Below are 17,752 nucleotides of genomic sequence, written 5' to 3'. Positions count from 1 at the left end.
GTTATGCGCTTCAAGTGGATTTTTTAGGCTAAATCGTGAGGCTTTGCGTGTTTGGCGTATTTCTCTTTAAATAACAGTCGCTTGCGTGTTTGTAGTTGCGGTTATGTAAAAAATGAAATTTGTTTTTTGTTGATAAAATATCAGATCTTTCGCATCATCATGCGACCAAATCAGTCGGAGTTTTAAGTGGCTTTGTATAGCGCAGGTGTGGAGTACGGCATCCACTGCATGTTGTGGTTAGCGGACGAGAAGGGTGATAGCCGCGAGGCCAGCGTGCGCGCCTTGGCGCAATTGCAAGGCGTACCGCCGGAACTGCTCGCGAAGATTTTTACCCGGCTGGCCAAGGCCGAGTTGGTGGTTGCCACCACAGGCGTACGCGGCGGCTTCAAGCTCGCGCGCCCAGCGGACGAGATCACCATGCTCGATATCGTGCGTGCCATTGATGGCGAGAAATCCATCTTCGATTGCCGCAACGTGCGCGAACGCTGCGCTGTGTTTGACGGTTCCCCGCCCGAATGGGCAATGGCCGGAACCTGCGGCGTTCATGCAGTGATGCTCACGGCGCAAAAACGCATGGAAGAAGCGCTGGCGCAGCAAACCGTGCTCGACGTTGCCCGTCGCTTCGGCCGCAAAGCGCCGCCGGAATTTGGCGAGCAGGTGATGCGCTGGTGGGATGAGCAGCGCGACGGGAAAGCCAGTCCGCCCGCGTCTGACCCCGAATAGGCAAGCGCCTGATCGCCCACTAAAAAACGCCCGCATTCTCACGAAGCGGGCGTTTTTTGTTCCAGCCGCAAAGCGCTATTCGCTACCGGCTTGGACCTGCACATCGGTAATTTTAAGCACCTCGGCCTGCTCCAGCACCTCAGCTTCGCTGGCTTCGGCATCCGGCATCAGCAGGCTGTTCTCCGCATCGCCATGGTGCAACTCAATGAGATGACGCACCGCCTGCGCCTGGCTGAGTTGCGCGTTTCCAGTATCGATGGCGTACGAGCGAGGCTCGGCTTCGAAGCGGTAATGAATGGTGAATTGGGGCATGACGAGTTTCCTTTGCATGTGAACGGATAACTAATTGACCTGGCGGTCAGAAAAATCGTTCACCCCGTCTCGTTGCTTGCACACCGCATCGTTGCAGCGTTTCGCTTCGCAACTCAGCAAGCGACGAAGTGTTTTCCAAACGATTCCGCAACCTTCCGGCCGATGGTCACAGAGGTTGAACAAACCTCAAAGCCTCACCGTCGACTCTCTGACTTCTGCAGATTTCCACGACCGCTTCGTCGACATTGTGGGAAGCCGCTGCCACACGTTAAGACCATTCGAGGCTGTCGCTCGACCAACTCCCAAGCGTATGTGCCCTGATTTTCTAGAGGTGATTGATGAACACGACTTTTAAGCTGGCCTCGATAGGGCTGTTTGTTTCGTTGGGTTTGCAAAGCGCGTTTGCAGAAGAAACAAAGAAGGTGGATGTGCTGCTCGTGGGCGGCGGCATCATGAGCTCGACCTTGGCGATCTGGTTAAACGAGCTGGAGCCTGGTTGGTCGATGGAAATGATCGAGCGCCTCGACGGCGTGGCCGAAGAAAGCTCCAACGGTTGGAACAACGCGGGCACCGGTCACTCGGCGTTGGCCGAGTTGAACTACACGCCAATGGACGAGAACGGCAACGTCTCGATCAGCAAGGCGGTGGAGATTAACGAGTCGTTTCAGATCACTCGGCAATTCCTCGCCTGGCAGGTGAAAAAAGGTGCGCTGAAGAACCCGCGTTCCTTCATCAATTCCACGCCACACATGAGCTTTGTCTGGGGCGACGACAACATCCAGTTCCTGAAAAAACGCTACGAGGCGCTGCAGGCGAGCCCACTGTTCCGGCCGATGCAGTATTCCGAAGACCCCGAGCAAATCAAACAATGGGTGCCGCTGATGATGGAAGGCCGCGACCCCAACCAGAAACTCGCCGCTACCTGGACACCGATCGGCACCGACGTGAACTTTGGCGAAATCACCCGCCAATTCGTCGGCCATTTGCAGAGTCAGCCTAACTTCGCGCTAAAACTGTCCACCGAAGTGCAGGACATCACCCGCAACGACGACGGCTCCTGGCACGTCGAATACAAGAACCTTAAAGACGGCACAGAGGGCGCCACTGATACCAAGTTTCTCTTCGTGGGCGCTGGCGGCGGTGCGCTAAAGCTGTTGCAGAAATCCGACATTCCGGAAGCTCACGAATACGGTGGTTTCCCGGTAGGTGGCTCGTTCCTGGTCACCGAAAACCCGACCATTGCCGAGCAGCACATGGCCAAGGCCTACGGCATCGCGCCGACCGGGGCGCCGCCCATGTCGGTTCCGCACCTGGACACCCGCGTGCTCGACGGCAAGCGCGTGATTCTCTTCGGACCGTTCGCCACGTTCTCCACCAAATTCCTCAAAGAGGGCTCGTTCTGGGATCTGTTCAGCAGCACCACTACCGAGAACGTCTGGCCGATGACCCGCGTCGGGTTGCGTGAATTTGATTTGGTGCAGTACCTGATTGGCCAGGTCATGCAGTCGGACGATGATCGTTTCGAGGCACTGCAACAGTACTTCCCACAAGCCAAGAAAGAAGACTGGCGCTTGGTACAGGCCGGCCAGCGCGTGCAGATCATCAAGCGAGACGAAGACAAGGGTGGGGTGCTGAAATTGGGCACCGAAGTGGTCACCTCCCAGGACGGCACCATCGCCGGCCTACTCGGAGCTTCTCCGGGCGCTTCGACTGCTGCGCCGATCATGCTTGAAGTGCTGAAAAAGTCCTTCAAAGACCAAGTGGAAACGCCTGCATGGCAGGAAAAGCTGCATCAGATTATTCCCAGCTACGGCACTCATCTAAACGACAGTCCCGAACGTGTCGAGCAAGAGTGGGCGTACACCAGCGAAGTGCTGCAACTGGCACCACCGCCCGGCATCAACAAAGAAAAAGTGCCGCAGCCGACCGGGCCGGTTGGAGAGCCGGGTGAAACGCACCAAAACCAAGACCCCGACTTGAACCCTTGATGCAGGCGAAGAGCCTGAGGGATGAGCAGGACGGCGCCCATGAATGAAACCGAACGTGCAAAGGAAATGGCGGCTTGGCGATACCTGCTCGAAGACGACGTGTATCGCCTGGGCTTCCCGAAGGATTTCCATCGCACCCTGATGACGCGCGCCGATGAGCTACTAGCGCGCGGAGTGATCTGCGAATCGGATTGGAATCTGCTGAAAGATGCCGCGGACCAAGCTTCTAAACGCACCTGCGACGGGCTTGAGCGCAACGAAAAGGATTGCGTCAATCTGGCTTCGCTGCGGTTGCCTGGGGACGTGCAGTGACGTTTGCGCTAAATAAACGGTTCAGCGTCGTAGCGGTTGGAGTGGCAACTTCGCTAGTCCACCGCCCAAAGAAAAACCCCGAAGGTTTGCGCCTTCGGGGTTTTTTTGTTTGGTGGAGCCGGGGGGATGTTCAACTCGACCATCCTTCCCCTATTGCAGCCCTCTGAGCCAAGGGGCGCATGCTCTCTACCAGTACTTCGGTGTCACACCGTGGTGGAGCTGGTTGATGTTGATCGAAACCTTATCGTGGTTTGCTTGACGCTGCAATTATCAGCTCCGGTCGAGACGCCATTAAACAGAAATGATCAGGGCCTACCGTGGTCTCGAGGGCGTACCTTTTGCTAGCTCTGCGGCAGACGTTTTTAGCACTTGTTTCTGAAGTAGGTTCTCTACGATGTCCATTGCTTGGGACAGCTCAGTAGTAGTCGGTTTGTGGCCGCGATGCGCCGCTGCATTTCCTGCTTGCAGAGCACTGTCCAGAACGTCTTTGTCTTGGCGCGCCAAATACCCTTCACTGATGAGCTTTCCCATTCGCTCCCCGAAGGTGCCGGCATTCCCTACGGTGCCAGTCATATATAGGTCTATGAGCGTTCGAGCCCCCATCATCGCTAGCCGAGAGCAGTTTGCGTCGAGTGCTATGTAGACCTCTCTCACGAGCGCTCTCCAATCCTCAGGTAATTGGTATACCCAATCAGGCTGTTTACGAGATATGCGAGGGGGATAGAAGGCCACTTGGTCACTGATGTCATATTCGGAAAACCATGGATCAACCCGCATAGTAATTTCTTCGCAGCCACAACACTCGAGCATTCGGTAGACCTGGGCCCACTCTACCGAGTTGCGACCATCACTAGTTTCTTCTGATCCGCTTTGCTTAGTACGTGCGATCTCGAAATGATTTGTGATCCCTAAGCAGCCATTGCAGTGTGATTTGAGGAGAGTTCTATTTGTCATCGTTTAACTCACTAAACTACTTCAGGCTCAGCTTCCAAAATTACTCCCTTTGTGTACTCCGAGTACTTTTCACGAAGGAAATCTAGTCCGCTTGAGCTGTCCAGTGTTATGTTTAGTTGTTTTCTAACAAACTCAAGCCTGTGCTTGCATTCTTGGATAACCTGGGACCAGGTTTTAACCCAGATAGTGATTTCATCAGTTTGATATAGAATTCCTTTGCCAGTTTTGTCGGCCTTTAGTTCTTGCTCTGTGTAATCTGTGATGTCATTTGAGATTATCCAGAAATGCCATCGGTTTTTTAACTGCCGGAATCTTTCGTCCCGATGCACAGCGAAAGCATAAGACTTTATCTGTGATATTTCATCTTCGCCGATTGGTACCTTTGGAGCCTTTAATTCGACGATTAAGTGCTCTCGTTCATCGGGGTGATTACAAGGAATGCTTTTGGTTAGCATCAAATCGATAATTCCAATCGAACCGTCAATTCTTCGGACGGGCTCGTCGATTGCTCTTTGGTGGTTTGATTTTGCTAGATGACTTCTGAGAACTTCTGTGAGCGACTTGTCACTAACGGAAAGTGAAAACTCATCCCCAAAAACCCAAGTGTTTTCCGCTAGTATTTTATGGAGTTGACTTCGTTCTTTGAGTACTTTTTTCATTTCCTTGTGGAATACGATTTCCTCTAGCCCTGATATGAATTTGAGCCTGTCGGCGATGAGCTTAGAGGCTGTAATTATTGCTGATATCGAGGTTTCTTCAAGAAGCTCTGCAAGTTCTTTTTGCTTTTCATTAGAGAGGTTGAGAACTTCATTCATGATAGTCTGAAGCTCTTTTGGACTGTGCTCAACTATTTGTTTAAGTAGACGAAGTTGAAATTTTTTCGAGTTCTTATCTTGCTTTTCAAACTCAGTAAGCTGCTCGCTGACGTTTAGAGCGAGTATGTCGAAAACTTGTCGCTCCGCCCGACCTACGGGGCTCATAGCCTCGTCGTGATATGGATATACGTTTTCTTCTTTCCATTTCTTAATCTTGTCAGACGACTTTTCCAGCCTTCTTTGGATAAAGTAGTCCTTGATGGCCGCAACTGCCTGGTCAACCGCTGATCGAAGCGATTCCTCCAAGTCCCCGAGGCCTAAAAGCCCTGACTTGTTGAGCTGACTTAAATGTTCTGACTTTAAATACGCAGAGTAGCTTGTTCCGTTTGCGCCACGTATTCTCTTGTCTAAAGGGATTAGCGGAAACCCATTCTCGTTGCATAAGAAGAACTCATTAGAATCTGAGTTTTTCCATTCGATAATTTCGAGGCTGTAGGGGTAAGTAATTCCTTGGAAGGGTATAGAGGGAAGGTCGATTTCCTTTCTGTAATCTATCTGTGAATTTGGGTCAATCGTTTGTCCGTCGATTGATATTCTAATGCCAGGATATTTGGACAGATAGATTGCAAATATTGATGAGAGGCTCTCCAATGTCTTTTCATTGGATAGACGGAATTCCTTGTGCGGCTCAGAGATTTTTACTGTTGTTCCAGTCTTTTTTGTTTCTGAACTAAGCTCATTTGTGCAGCGAACTTTTTTAGGGTCTTCGGCGGAGCCGGTCATGGTGTAGGACATATACTCATCGCCACTTTTATAGGTGGTGATCCAGTCTACTATTCGTCCTACTGAAAACGACTTGAAGCGCCCCTGTCCTTCTTGTCCATGTAGGAATCTTCCAGCGGGAGATTGTTTGTTACTGGCTTTCCATGAACCACCGAGATAACCGAATAGTTTCTCGCTGTCAGGATAAGGGATGCCGTGGCCATCATCCCTTATGACGATTTCGTACAGACCAAGGTCATTACTGTTGAGGAATATCTCGATATTGAAAGCATCAGCGTCAAGTGCGTTCCAGATTAGCTCAGCGAGCGCGGGAATCGGGGCGGCGCGACTAATTTTCGCTAAGTGATCTTGCTCCAACCCAACTTGGAACTCTCTGTATTCGCTCATGCTCGACTCCATTCGTTTACTGGCCTACGGTAGCGTTAGTCTGCATCAGCCTTTAGAAGGGATGCAGGTTCGACGCTTAGCGCATTCGCAATCCGCTCAATATTGTAGATAGTCACATTTTTCTCCCCACGTTCAAGCATTCCTATGTACGTTCGGTGCACGCCCGCAGACTCGGCGAGCTGCTCCTGGGAGAGGCCGAGTTCCTGGCGCTTGGCTCGTACATTCGTCGCGAAAACGCCGACTAAAGCGCATTGATTTGGGGGGATTGGCATCCGCCCACTTTTGCCAAGTGCATACTATGATTCTACATACTATGATTAGCGCCGCTTGGTTTTTGGCGCTATCGGGAAATTCAGCGTTGAAACCGGGCACTCACGATTTCGGCTCATGAGTAGTCCCACAACTAGCCAGGAGGCACGGTGGTTTATAAGCGAGTGTTGAGTGTCGTAATTGCAGGTGTCGGTCTGAGTGGCTGTGCAAAGAGCCCTATCGATGCTGATCAGAGTCCGGTCTACGAGCAGTTCGTTTTGAGGGATCACCGGGCGATCTCTACTACCGACTCACTACCCAGGCTTCCGACGATCCCGTCTGTGCCGGAGTGTTCAAGAGCTCTTACTACCAAGAGCGGGGAGAGTTCCGGGTTTACTTCGGTTTGCAGCCAGGAATGCTAAGTAGCGCTCCTTCGGCCATCCTGGGGGGCGTATACGGACAGCGCGTCGAAGGCGGCACGAAAGTCATCGTCCGGGACGCGCAGTTCGGTTTTGCGCACGAAAAGTTTAGCTCTCAGATCGCCAACTTCGTCCGGACAGGCAGCTGTTCGTGATGCCTTCTCGCAGCGAGCTGAAGGTCTCATTTTGAGCCCCTAATGATCGTTGAGCAGTAGAGGCCGGGCTGGGCGCTTTTAACCAGCTCGGTCGCCGTCTTTCCTCTTCGCATGCCTTCATGCCACCGTTCCGCTTCCCGTCTTAGGTTGCGCGAGATATAGGTCTCCTTGCCGGGGGCTAGGTCGTACATCTCGACGGTGGTTGGATCTATCTCGACGGTCAGGCCATTCTTGCAGGCGTAAACGGTCCAACGTTGTGCTCCGGAAAGCGCGAGCGTGTTTTTCTTCTCGCCGGGCGTGGTAAACATCAAATCTGCATCTGCGTCGCCCCGTAGCGATCTCAGGGCCTTTCTGAGTGGGTTGTCTTTACCCTGTGAGCAAAACCCTTTGGGCCCGATTATCAGCCCATGAATGTGCCAGCGACGCCGGCTCCCTTCGCAAGCGAGACCTTCCGGCGCCCGTTCGAAAGCGAACAAATACTCCACTTTCCCAACTGTCGCTGAAGTCCGACGCTTGAACTCATCTTTGATGTATTCGAGAGCGGAGCTATCGCCTGCCTCAAGGCGATCATGGAGATCCTGGCTGAGGATCATCGTGAACGCTTTCAGCTCCCAATCACGTTGCTTTGCCATGTGGTAGAGAGGTGCCGCAGCCAGTGCCAACTTCGTGTACTGATTGCAAGATCTCCAGGTCGTCAGTTTTGTCGCGATTGGAGGAGCGGTATCAAGGTACGTTTTGGCTCTCTCTCCCAGTGCTAGGGATAGGGAATAGCTTTTACCCAATATACTTCTGTTGGCCATGGTGAGCTGCTTGCTATGCACCGTCGCGCCTAGTGTCGGAATGATTCTAGAGCGAGGCCGTTTTACGGGTTTTTGCTTTTTCGCGGCTACGCCAGCTACGGGAAAGCTCAGACCAATATCAATGCCAGCGTCGTGTTGTTCGAGCAGATATGCGCACTCAGCATCGGTAAGCACGACCTCCTCACAGGCCATGGTTTGGGAGACGATTTTCAAATTTGCTTCCTACGCATATCAGCCAGGGTGTTCAAAGGTGGTGGCTGGTTCTAAGGGTTTGACAGCTGATGGTCGTACTTAGGTCAACAAGCGGTCAGCTCTCCATGACGATCTCTCCGTCGCAGTCCCCAGCAGGAGACCACGAGCTGTCCTCCACTTCTCCGTACAGCTCGGCGTCCTCTCGTCTCTGTTGCGCGCGCATAGCTCCGACGTCATCTTCTGTCATCACGCGTATGACTAGCTCCGGAAGCTCGTCGACCTCAAGCGCCTGATTAAGCTTCTCAAGCGGAAGGGCGCGCCGGCCAACCTCTTGGGTCAGCTTGAGTGTGGTGGAGCTGGCCGCAAGTGCTCGGCATGCCAGCGGCGCATTTGCACTGGTGAGGTCTAGCGACTCCAATGCCTGACTAAGCTTGTCGCGGATGAGCCGGCACATGGCGAGATCGTCATGTATGAGGGTCGCCGCAATCAGCTGGATCTCTTCCAAAGCGAATGCCTTGTGCAGCAACTCTTCTCGAGCCTTGGAAATGACGGCCTTGGTTGCAGCACCAGCAATGGTTGGGTGTTTTTTCAGGAGTCGTTGGGTTGTGCTTAGGCTGATATCCAGGCGAGAAGCAATGGCTGGCAAGGTGTAGCCAGCCTCGCGCAGAACAACCACCTGAGCTGCCTGATCCGGTGTCTTTCTGGCCCCAGTCATTCAGTCAGTCGTCCTCGTGGATATGCAGGACAATCGGTTTAGGGGCAAAGCCCGAAAGGCACCGCAGCGCGGCATCAATCGCCTGCCAGTTGCTCGTTACGTTGACCCGTGACTCCCCCGACCACATTGCGACTTCTTTGGGGGTGAACGGCGCGATATCGCGGGGTGTTAGCTTGAGAGCAGCGAGTCCTGCGATGGCGGCGGAAACAATGCGAAGTACGTTATTCCGGCGTTTGGCTGCTGAAGCTGCTGGTTGACTTCGGCACCGGCGCGAAGAGGTGATGCCGTTGGAACGGCAAAAATGGTACGCAGAATCTTTTGTCCAACGAGAGCCGTCGGTACGGGGGTGAATGCTATTCAGGTGTTCGGCTAAGCGCTGGTACGAATGCAGCGGGTTGGCGAGGAAGTTGCGAGCGTGCTGCTCTAGAGAAGTCATCTGTTGGGTTCCACAAGAAATTGAATAGGGCGGTGTCCATGTCCGATTTCTCGTAGCTCTTTTTAAGTCTACCTCTCTGGGCAGTCCGGATATTTTAGTGCGTCAACGCGTCTTGTGTCTAGTTGATAATCACGTAACACGTTGACTTGCAAGAGTTTATTTTACTTTTTATTCCAGTGGCGTTTGACTGTAGAGAGTCCTAGGTTGGCCCTAGCGGCTACCTCGCTTTGGCTCAGGTTCTGCTGTTTGAGTTGCTGAACAAGAGCGGTTGTTTCCACTGCCACCGGACGCCCGAGGCGTTTGCCCTGAGCTTTGGCTCGAGCTAGGCCGGCCTGAGTACGTTCAACCAACAAGTCTTTTTCAAACTCCGCGACGGCTCCCAGCACCTGCATTGTCATCTTCCCTGCTGCCGACGTTAGATCCATTCCTCCAAGAGCGAGGCAGTGAACTCGAATACCCTCCGACTCTAGCGAGTCGATGGTTTCCCGGACGTCTATCGCGTTTCTGCCCAAGCGGTCCAGCTTGGTGACGATGAGCACATCCGAAGCCTCCATACGTTCAATGAGCTTCTTAAAGCCGGGGCGTTCCTTTGCTGCGACGCTCCCGGAGATCACTTCCTCGACAACACGGTTTGGCTTCACATCGAAGTTCGCTGCCTTGATTTGCTGCACCTGATTTTCGGTGGTCTGGCCATCAGTTGATACGCGAGCGTAAATGAAGGTGCGCGACATGAAGGACTCCTTGTTGGTGTCATTAAAGGTAGTGTCACATTATCTCGGTGGTGTCATTATGTAAAGGCTATATTAATGGCACCATTGTTCGGTGGTTTTTAGGGGGTCATCTAACGGTCGTTTTGTGAGACCGGCCATCCTCCTTAGGTTTGAGTGAGGCTTCGCTGCAATCGCGGGGTTGTCGAGTGGGGATGCATTGCTTGACCGTTGCTTAATGCGAGGGTAAAAAGATCCCCGTTCTTTACGCGAATAGAGCTGCAAGGCACTAATTGTCTTAATGCTTAGTCGGGCGCTCCGCCAGACTCCATAACATTGTGTGGTTTTGTTCCGCAGAGAATATCTGCGGCCCTACACAAAAAGCCGTTCCGGTCCGCAGATATTCTCTGCGGCTGTACCTTGGTAAAGAGCGTTTCTCTCATGGATCCGAGACCTAAGATACTTGCTGATATTGATTTGACGGATAGCAAGATCTTTTACTCCTCGGATCCAATCGTCCTTCTTTGCGGTGGTTTTGTTCCTGAAAAGGACCACCCTGATGCAGCTGATCCTCCAATTGCTTCCCTCAGGCATGCTGTTACCCGAAGCCATCCGCCATATGAAATTTTTCGGCCGGAGGAAATTAAGTCTTGGCAGAACGATGGCGTATTCAAAAACCTAATGGATTTTGAGTCAGATCTTGCAAGCATTTGCTCACTTGTTGTGATTATTCTGGAAAGTGAAGGAGCTATCGCCGAGCTCGGCGCTTTCTCGCAACTGCCGGATTTGAGTAAGAAGCTAATAGCTATCGTCGCTTCCGAATACACGGGGCAGCAATCATTTATAAATCTTGGAATACTTAGGTTTATTCATCGTGACCATGAAACTGGAGTTAAGAGGTATCCATGGCAGGTGCGTGATCCGCTGAATATATCGAATGACGTTGTGGTCGATGTAATCGAAGACATTAAGGGTGAATTAGACAGCCTGAAAAAGTCTCAAACGTTTGTCGCTGCGAGCGATGTTCATCTCGTTGTTTTGATATATGAGCTGATTAAAATATTTGTCGCGTTAAAAGAAAGCGAGCTTTTGGATTTTTTACATAAGCTCGGAAGAGTAGTTGCTCGAGATTTCTTAAGGCGAAAGATTTTTCTGCTTGAGAACTTCAAGTTAATTAAAGAGATTACCTACGGTGGGCCTGTTTTTTATGCGCTAAGTGACGATAGTTTCCATAGGATGAAGTTTTCAATGAGGTCGCAGGGGCCTCTTGATCATCTGCGCACCCAGTTGGATTGCAATAAATATTACAGCTCCGAGAAAACCGAGCGGAATAGGTCTAGGGCTATCCAGGGTGCTCGGCTGGGAGGTGGTAGATGAGTTTGTATGACTTCAGGAAGAGCGTTTCTGAGGAGTTTCCTATCTCAGAGCAGGACGTCTTTCGCTTAATTCTCCGAGCACCACATACTTACAAACGCTATACCATCGATAAAAAAAATGGCGGAACAAGATTAATAGCGCAGCCGGCGCGTGAAATTAAATACTTGCAAGGCTATTTGATAAATACGGTATTTAAAAATCTTCCAGTGCACGCAAGCGCCGTTGCGTACCAGCGAGGGGCAAGTATTAAAAAGAACGCAGAGTTACATGCGCGGAATTCGTATTTATCTAAGTTCGATTTTGTGGATTTTTTTGGGTCAATTAAATTTCCCGATTTAGTGAGGCATTTGGCCGATTTCCTTGGTTCTGTTTTAACGGAGCAAAGCATTGCCGATATTGCACGAGTATGCTGTGTTCAGCACGGCGGCGGGCTTGAGCCCTGCCTGAGTATTGGGGCGCCGAGCTCCCCAATACTTTCGAATTCGATAATGTACCGATTTGATGAGGCTGTTAGTAAATGGTGCTCAGACAATGAAATTGTTTATTCTCGGTATGCGGATGATATGGCCTTTTCTACTAATGTAAAAGGTGCTTCAGCAAACATTGAGTCGATGCTTATTTCCATTATGGAAAAGCAGGGTTTTTCATTTTTGACTTTAAATGAAAGGAAAACCATTCATGTTTCTAAGAAAAATCAAAGGCGTGTAACAGGAATCGTGTTGAGCAATGAAGGTAAGATCTCCCTAGGGCGAGAGAAAAAGCGAAAACTCAGTGCAATGATTCACAATTTTTCATTAGGGAAGCTCTCTGAGCAAGAGATATATAACTTGCAAGGGCTCCTCGGTTTTGCGCTTGATGTTGAGCCTTTATTCGTTTCTAGAATGCGGGGTAAATATGGGAGTCAGACGGTCACTTCGCTGTTTAGGAAGCGAAGTGAGGTCAGGATCTCCGGTTTAGGCACTAGTCAGGAGTAGTCGGGTAGGCTGCGAGCTTTCTTGGGTGTTTCCTCCTGTGACCTGCAATGCTCTTAGAAAGAATGATTCCGAATCTATCTACAAAGTCTGATTGATAGCCAGTTAGAACTTTGATGGCCTGAGGAATAGGAAGTGATTTTATCGCTTCCAATTTGTGCTCGATAGTTGGTCCACCATCGTAATGCCTCCCTGCGATATCTTCGGGAGCATGCCCGCTAATTGCGTCAATAACGGTTTGATCTATTAAGCCACCGCTACGCCGGACATTTCGTAGTGCTGTTTCGAAGGTGTGGCGAAAAGAGTAAATGCTTTTCCCGTCGTTCGGATGGTGTACTCCTATCTTTACGAGATAACCATTGGGCTTTTCGTTGAAAAATTTTCCGGCACTTTTCGCCCAGCCTTCTTTGTTGTGACTCGTCCCAGCATCTCTGGGGGCTAGATATGTTAAGCCATCGCCAAATAACTTTTTCTGCATTGCATTTTTTTGTTCTTCCGCAAACACTAGAAATCCTAGCTCAATTAAGCGTGGGTGAATCGGGACCTGTCTAGCCTCGTTTGTCTTTATCCGCTTTGCTTCCGGGGTAATAGGGTCATCAGCGCAGAAATCGATGCATGGATAACCCGCGATACTTCTAATGTCTGAAGTGTCAAGTTGTGCTATTTCGTTAGTGCGGGCGCCGGTAAAATATCCAATCAAAGGCATCCAGTACCAAAAAGGGTAGGCTTTGGTTCTATCGGTAGGGATTGATCCTTTATAGATAAAGCCTGAAAAAATTGCTTCAAGGTCTTCTGCCGAAAAAGGCACTCCGTCGCGTGAACGTTCCGTAGCTCTGCGCTGCACTGGCTTTAAAATTAAGTCATCGACTCTTACCTGGGTTAGATCAAGGTGTCTGGCATAATTCTGCAACTGCTTCATCGAGGTAATTAGCGCACTGACTCGCTCATGGCCTGTCATCTGAGCAGTCTCATCTGTCAGGAGTTCTTCCAAGGGCGTTTCGCGGTCCGGTGCTACTGATGCCTTCACGTTGTTTTTGGTCTTTCGCGCCGCGTCGTACGCAGCCTGCCAATCCTGCCTGCTCAGTTGGGTCACTGGCTTATGTCTTGTGAGCACTGTCATCACGCGGGCACGCCGATCTCGCTCCTCTAGAGTGCCCCCATGATTCGCCTGTCCTCCACTGGAGGAGATATCTGCTCTGTCGCGTGCAAGCTGGTGCTGCCACACCTGATAGAGCGTCCAGTTAGCCATAGCGGGGTCATATGTCTCGCTATGCGTATTTACAGCACCAGCATCCGCGTGGCTGATTGGAGTGCGGAGATTGCTCAGCGCTATCTCGTCCCGGAGCTTCGGAAGCAACGTCCTCAGCTCTGTAGGCATGTACGTGGAGGAGAGATTAAGCAACTGCCGCGCTAAAGGCTGTAGCGCAGAGGGAATAGGGCGCCCATACGCTCCGGTGAGCAAGCGCTCTACTTCTCTCTGGCGCTGTCGAATTTCAAGGTCCTCGTTCGAGAGGATTGGTCCAGCTGAGTTGCTGCAACCTCGTTCGCTGGAGGTATCAGGCAGGAGCTCCATTAGCTCCGCATAGTCGGCTTCGGTAAGGCCGAGATCATCACGTTCAACCACGCTAATCACTCTGTCAAAAACTGCTTCGTAGCGGGCAGCATACTGGCGCGCACGTTTGCGGGCCAATCGTTGGCTGTCAGTTTTCAGGGTGCGGCGGATCTCTCGCTGCCCGTTGAATAGCAGGCGCAGAGAACGAGGGATAACGATGCGAAAGTAGAAGGTGCCGTGACGATTGAGCGTCAGGTACGAAGGGTTGTATTTCATGTAGAGCACCGGGTGATGCCCCACTTGAGTGTCACACCGCAGTGTCACACCCGCAGCAATTGGCGGGTGCAGATAGCAAAAAGCCCCGAAATTCGGGGCTCTTGGCTAGTGATGGTGGAGCCGGGGGGATTTGAACCCCCGTCCGCCAGTCCGCTGCTGTCGGTTCTACATGCTTAGCCGTGTCTATTGAGTTAACCCTCAGCCGCCCGACGGGCAGGGTGCTTTGGGCGAGTTGTGTAAGTTTTAGCCGTTTCGTCCACAACGTACTACGCGGCGATTCTGTTCTATATGACAATCATTTTGGGTTTACAGACATCCCCTCATGATTGCTGGAGCCGAAGCTACCAGAAGTGCGACTAGGCTGCTTACGCAGCTAGTTGGGCACCGTAATTGTCATCATTGGCAATTATAGAGTTTTGCAACAGTGGATTTACGAGTTCTGTTACCAACTCGGCATGCCCCTCAAGTTTTGTAACCGGCGTCGAATCCTAATCGGCCCCAAAACCTATCGTGGTTAACGATTGGGACCGGCAGTCTACTGCAAAGGTTCCAGCGCGTCGACCAGCTTGCCGTACGCCATCGGCGCCAACAGGCTATAAGATTAGGCTCATAAGTATTCTGTCGTAACGTGCAGTTATTGCTGAGACCTGCCCTATGCCGTTTAGCCCGCGTTACCCCTTGCGCCAATGGATTTGGCGCGCGTTTTTGCAAAGTGCGTTGATTCCGCTGGTGCTGGTGGAGTCGGTGCTCATTGCCGTGTACCTGCTCACCAATACCGCCATTCGCGACACCCAGTTGGACTACCTGCAACAGCGCGCTGCTCAGGATTTGACCGGCACCGTGCAGCGCGAGGGCGAGATCATCGGCCGGCGCCTCGAGGGCTTGGAGGCGCAGACAAAAATCTACCAGGCCGCGACCACGCGCGCGTTATCCGACCTGACGTATCAGGCCGATGCACTGGAGCGCTCACGCTATTCCACAACGCCCGACGGCGTGCATTACAGCCATCGCGACGAGGGGCGAGCGGCCTCGTTTTACTCCAACGCCACACCGCTGGAAAAACAGGACCACGCCAAGGTGCTGCGCCTGTCCCGTGTGGACGTATTGATGCGCTGGATACGCGATGCCAACCCGCTGGTGTCGGCGCTGTATTTCAACAGTTGGGACAGCTACAACCGCATCTACCCGTTCTTCATGACGCCAGATCGCTATGCCCACGACATGGTGATTCCTGATTACAACTTCTATTACCTAGCCGACGCCAAGCACAACCCCGAGCGCAAGGTGGTGTGGACCGACGTGTATCTCGACCCCGCCGGCCAGGGCTGGATGATGTCGGCAGTGGCGCCGGTGTACCGCGATAATTTTCTTGAAGGTGTGGTGGGGCTCGACATCACGGTCGGTCAGATGGTCAGCGAAATCGGCAACCTGCAAGTGCCCTGGCATGGCTATGCCGTGCTGGTCAGCCGCGATCAGAAAGTCATCGCCTTGCCCGCAGCCGGCGAGCAGGATTTCGGCCTTAACGAACTGACCGAATACAGCTACGCCGAAGCGGTGCGGCGAGAGGTGCTAAAGCCCGACGACTTCGACCTCAAAGATCGCCGCGATTTGCAGCCGTTGCTGCAAGCCATGACCGCCAGCCGCAGTGATGTGAAGGAAGTGATGCTGGACGGTCGCAAGCAACTGGTGGCCTGGAGCGAAATTCCGCAAACCGGCTGGCGGCTCATGGTGGTGGTGGATGAAGCAAACATCTTCCAAGCCACTGAAAATCTGGCCGAGCGCTACCAGCAGATTGGTTACCTGCTGATCGCCGGCCTGGTGTTTTTCTACCTGCTGTTCTTCGCCTGGATGTGGCGGCGCTCACGGCTGCTAACCGCCAAATTGGCCAAGCCCATGGCGGATGTGGTGGACATGATGGGCGAGCTTGGCAAGGGCAATTACAAGCCGCAGGCCACCGACATCGAGATCGACGAACTGGCCTACATGGCCGAGGCGGCCCAGAAGACCGGGCAGCAACTCCAGGCCAGCGAAGACGAGCGCTTCAAAGCGCAAGCACAGCTGGAGTTGGTGCTCGAAAGCACCACCGAAAGCCTGTGGGAAGTTGAAGCGCGGAGCATGACCATTACCGTGCGCGGGCGGGGTGTGAAGCGTTACGGTCTGAATATCCAGTGCCTGACATTTGCCGAGTTCAACCAGCGCGTGCACCCCGACGATCTCGACCGCTTGCGTCAGCTGCGTTTCGGTTTTGCCGACAGCACCGAAGACACCTTCGAGGCGCAATATCGCTTCGCCGACGCCGAGGGCAATTACGTCTGGCTGCTCAGTCGCGGCAAAGTGCTGGAACGCGATGCGCAAGGTCGACCCATGCGCGTGGCCGGCACGCATGTGGATATTTCCGGGCTCAAACAAGTGCAGGAGGACCTGCGCCGCGCCAGCCTGGAGGCGCAAGAGGCCAGCCAGGCCAAGAGCCGTTTCCTGTCGAGCATGAGCCATGAGTTGCGCACGCCGCTTAACGCCATTTACGGCTTCGCGCAATTGATCGAGTTGGATGCCCAGGAGCAACCCGGCGCCGAACAGCAGGCCGACTATGCCCGCGAAATCGTTAACGCCAGTCGCCATTTGACCTCGCTGGTGGAAGACATCCTGGACCTCTCCAGCATCGAAAGCCGGCGCCAGCAATTGCAGTTTTCCTCTGTCGACGTGGCGGAGCTGCTGCGCAGTTGTGCCGAGCTGGTGCAGCCGGAAGCCTCTCAACGTGGCCAGCAGTTGCAGGTGATGGCTTCGGAACAGTCCGGTATGTACGTCTGGGCTGATGTCCGTCGGGTGCGGCAAGTCATGCTTAACCTGCTGTCCAACGCGATCAAGTACAACAGCCCGCAAGGCATGGTCAGCCTCGGCTACGAGGTACGCGCCAGCGGCATTCGTTTATGGGTGCAGGACACCGGGCCGGGCCTGACTGACGATCAACAGAGCCGGCTGTTCCAACCGTTTCAGCGCCTCGGTTGGGAAAATTCGACCATCCCCGGCGCCGGCATCGGTTTGGTGCTGAGCCGTGAACTGGCGGAGTTGATGGATGGCGAGCTGGGCTTGATGAGCACTCCGGGCATTGGCAGTCGTTTCTGGATCGACCTGCCTAGCGCTGCCGCACCGGAAACCAGCGCGCCGTCGAGCTCCGTTGCCGCGAAGGAAAGCAAGGAATTGGCTGCCGTGCTGTGTGTGGAAGATCACCCGGCGTGCATGCGGGTATTGCAGGAAGGCCTGCGCGGAATGGCGCAGGTGCGCGGCGCGGCGTCTATTCAGCGCGCCTACGCCATGCTCGAAAGTTTCACGCCGGACTTGGTGCTGCTCGACCTCGACCTGCCTGACGGCGACGGCTTGCATATTCTCGACCTGCTGCGCCGCACTCCGCACCTAAGCGATGTGCCGGTGCTGGTGGTGAGCGCCGCTGCCGATGAAGACGTGTTTGCCGACGCTCTGCGCCGTGGCGCACAAGACTGCCTGGCCAAACCCGTGGACTTGCAAGAGCTGCGGCAAGTGGCGATGAAGCTCTTGGTGGAGGTGGTGGTGATTGATCAGTAGGGCGACGCAAGACGCCTGACGGCGACTAAATGCCATACAAAAAAAAGCCG

General features: G+C 53.0%; 15 protein-coding genes and 1 other RNA gene. 6 read left to right on the top strand and 10 right to left on the bottom strand.

Going from position 1 to position 17,752, the window contains the following annotated elements; translation table 11 throughout:
* Positions 1–186: 186 nt before the first annotated feature.
* Positions 187–723 carry an RrF2 family transcriptional regulator gene (locus AC0IW7_RS04795; protein WP_471816085.1) on the top strand — a complete coding sequence of 179 codons (537 nt, stop codon included), beginning with the start codon at positions 187–189 and terminating at the stop codon, positions 721–723.
* A 75-nt stretch (positions 724–798) separates the two neighbouring features.
* Here AC0IW7_RS04795 and AC0IW7_RS04790 read toward each other — a convergent pair whose 3' ends face one another.
* On the bottom strand, positions 799–1,035 hold the full coding sequence (locus tag AC0IW7_RS04790) for a hypothetical protein (protein ID WP_471816083.1): 237 nt from the start codon (positions 1,033–1,035) through the stop codon (positions 799–801).
* 338 nt (positions 1,036–1,373) lie between these two features.
* Between AC0IW7_RS04790 and mqo the strand changes: the two genes are divergently transcribed.
* Positions 1,374–3,023 carry a malate dehydrogenase (quinone) gene (gene mqo / locus AC0IW7_RS04785; RefSeq protein WP_471816081.1) on the top strand — a complete coding sequence of 550 codons (1,650 nt, stop codon included), beginning with the start codon at positions 1,374–1,376 and terminating at the stop codon, positions 3,021–3,023.
* Positions 3,024–3,062: 39 nt separating this feature from the next.
* Complete coding sequence (locus tag AC0IW7_RS04780; protein WP_471816079.1) at positions 3,063–3,335, top strand: hypothetical protein; 273 nt, start codon at positions 3,063–3,065, stop codon at positions 3,333–3,335.
* A gap of 312 nt (positions 3,336–3,647) precedes the next feature.
* Here the strand turns inward: AC0IW7_RS04780 and AC0IW7_RS04775 are convergent, their stop codons facing one another.
* The 7 genes from AC0IW7_RS04775 to AC0IW7_RS04745 all read right to left on the bottom strand — a co-directional run bounded on the left by AC0IW7_RS04775 (position 3,648) and on the right by AC0IW7_RS04745 (position 9,971).
* Positions 3,648–4,112, bottom strand: a complete 465-nt coding sequence (locus AC0IW7_RS04775) for a DUF4145 domain-containing protein (protein ID WP_471816129.1) — start codon at positions 4,110–4,112, stop codon at positions 3,648–3,650.
* 188 nt (positions 4,113–4,300) lie between these two features.
* A complete protein-coding gene (locus AC0IW7_RS04770; protein WP_471816077.1) occupies positions 4,301–6,274 on the bottom strand; it encodes an ATP-binding protein in 1,974 nt (657 codons plus the stop codon).
* A 35-nt stretch (positions 6,275–6,309) separates the two neighbouring features.
* Entirely contained in the window at positions 6,310–6,546 is a 237-nt protein-coding gene (locus AC0IW7_RS04765; protein ID WP_471816075.1) for a helix-turn-helix domain-containing protein, read from the bottom strand.
* A gap of 577 nt (positions 6,547–7,123) precedes the next feature.
* Positions 7,124–8,110, bottom strand: coding sequence for a hypothetical protein (locus AC0IW7_RS04760; protein WP_471816073.1), 987 nt, complete (start codon positions 8,108–8,110; stop codon positions 7,124–7,126).
* A 94-nt stretch (positions 8,111–8,204) separates the two neighbouring features.
* Positions 8,205–8,804 carry a helix-turn-helix domain-containing protein gene (locus AC0IW7_RS04755; protein WP_471816071.1) on the bottom strand — a complete coding sequence of 200 codons (600 nt, stop codon included), beginning with the start codon at positions 8,802–8,804 and terminating at the stop codon, positions 8,205–8,207.
* Positions 8,805–8,808: 4 nt separating this feature from the next.
* On the bottom strand, positions 8,809–9,240 hold the full coding sequence (locus tag AC0IW7_RS04750) for a hypothetical protein (RefSeq protein ID WP_471816069.1): 432 nt from the start codon (positions 9,238–9,240) through the stop codon (positions 8,809–8,811).
* A 161-nt stretch (positions 9,241–9,401) separates the two neighbouring features.
* A complete protein-coding gene (locus AC0IW7_RS04745; protein ID WP_471816067.1) occupies positions 9,402–9,971 on the bottom strand; it encodes a recombinase family protein in 570 nt (189 codons plus the stop codon).
* 417 nt (positions 9,972–10,388) lie between these two features.
* Here AC0IW7_RS04745 and AC0IW7_RS04740 point away from each other — a divergent pair, with 417 nt between their 5' ends.
* Both AC0IW7_RS04740 and AC0IW7_RS04735 read left to right on the top strand, forming a co-directional pair.
* Positions 10,389–11,324: a retron St85 family effector protein gene (locus AC0IW7_RS04740; protein WP_471816065.1), complete on the top strand. Its 936-nt coding sequence runs from the start codon at positions 10,389–10,391 to the stop codon at positions 11,322–11,324.
* Positions 11,321–12,298: a retron St85 family RNA-directed DNA polymerase gene (locus tag AC0IW7_RS04735; protein WP_471816063.1), complete on the top strand. Its 978-nt coding sequence runs from the start codon at positions 11,321–11,323 to the stop codon at positions 12,296–12,298. The genes AC0IW7_RS04740 and AC0IW7_RS04735 overlap by 4 nt, the downstream gene beginning before the upstream one ends.
* Here AC0IW7_RS04735 and AC0IW7_RS04730 read toward each other — a convergent pair.
* Together AC0IW7_RS04730 and ssrA are read right to left on the bottom strand one after the other, a co-directional pair.
* The gene (locus AC0IW7_RS04730; RefSeq protein ID WP_471816062.1) at positions 12,285–14,123 is read right to left on the bottom strand and encodes a DUF6538 domain-containing protein; all 1,839 of its coding nucleotides are present in this window, start codon (positions 14,121–14,123) and stop codon (positions 12,285–12,287) included. The two genes, AC0IW7_RS04735 and AC0IW7_RS04730, sit on opposite strands and share 14 nt — an antisense overlap.
* A 112-nt stretch (positions 14,124–14,235) precedes the next feature.
* Positions 14,236–14,623, bottom strand: a transfer-messenger RNA (tmRNA) gene (gene ssrA, locus AC0IW7_RS04725).
* A 154-nt stretch (positions 14,624–14,777) separates the two neighbouring features.
* Between ssrA and AC0IW7_RS04720 the strand changes: the two genes are divergently transcribed.
* The gene (locus tag AC0IW7_RS04720) at positions 14,778–17,702 is read left to right on the top strand and encodes a response regulator (protein WP_471816061.1); all 2,925 of its coding nucleotides are present in this window, start codon (positions 14,778–14,780) and stop codon (positions 17,700–17,702) included.
* The last annotated feature ends 50 nt before the right edge of the window (positions 17,703–17,752 follow it).

The sequence above is a fragment of the Pseudomonas sp. AC229 genome (assembly GCF_979254655.1).
Note: the sequence above shows the minus strand (reverse complement) of the source record. Positions and strands in the feature narration are given on the sequence as shown.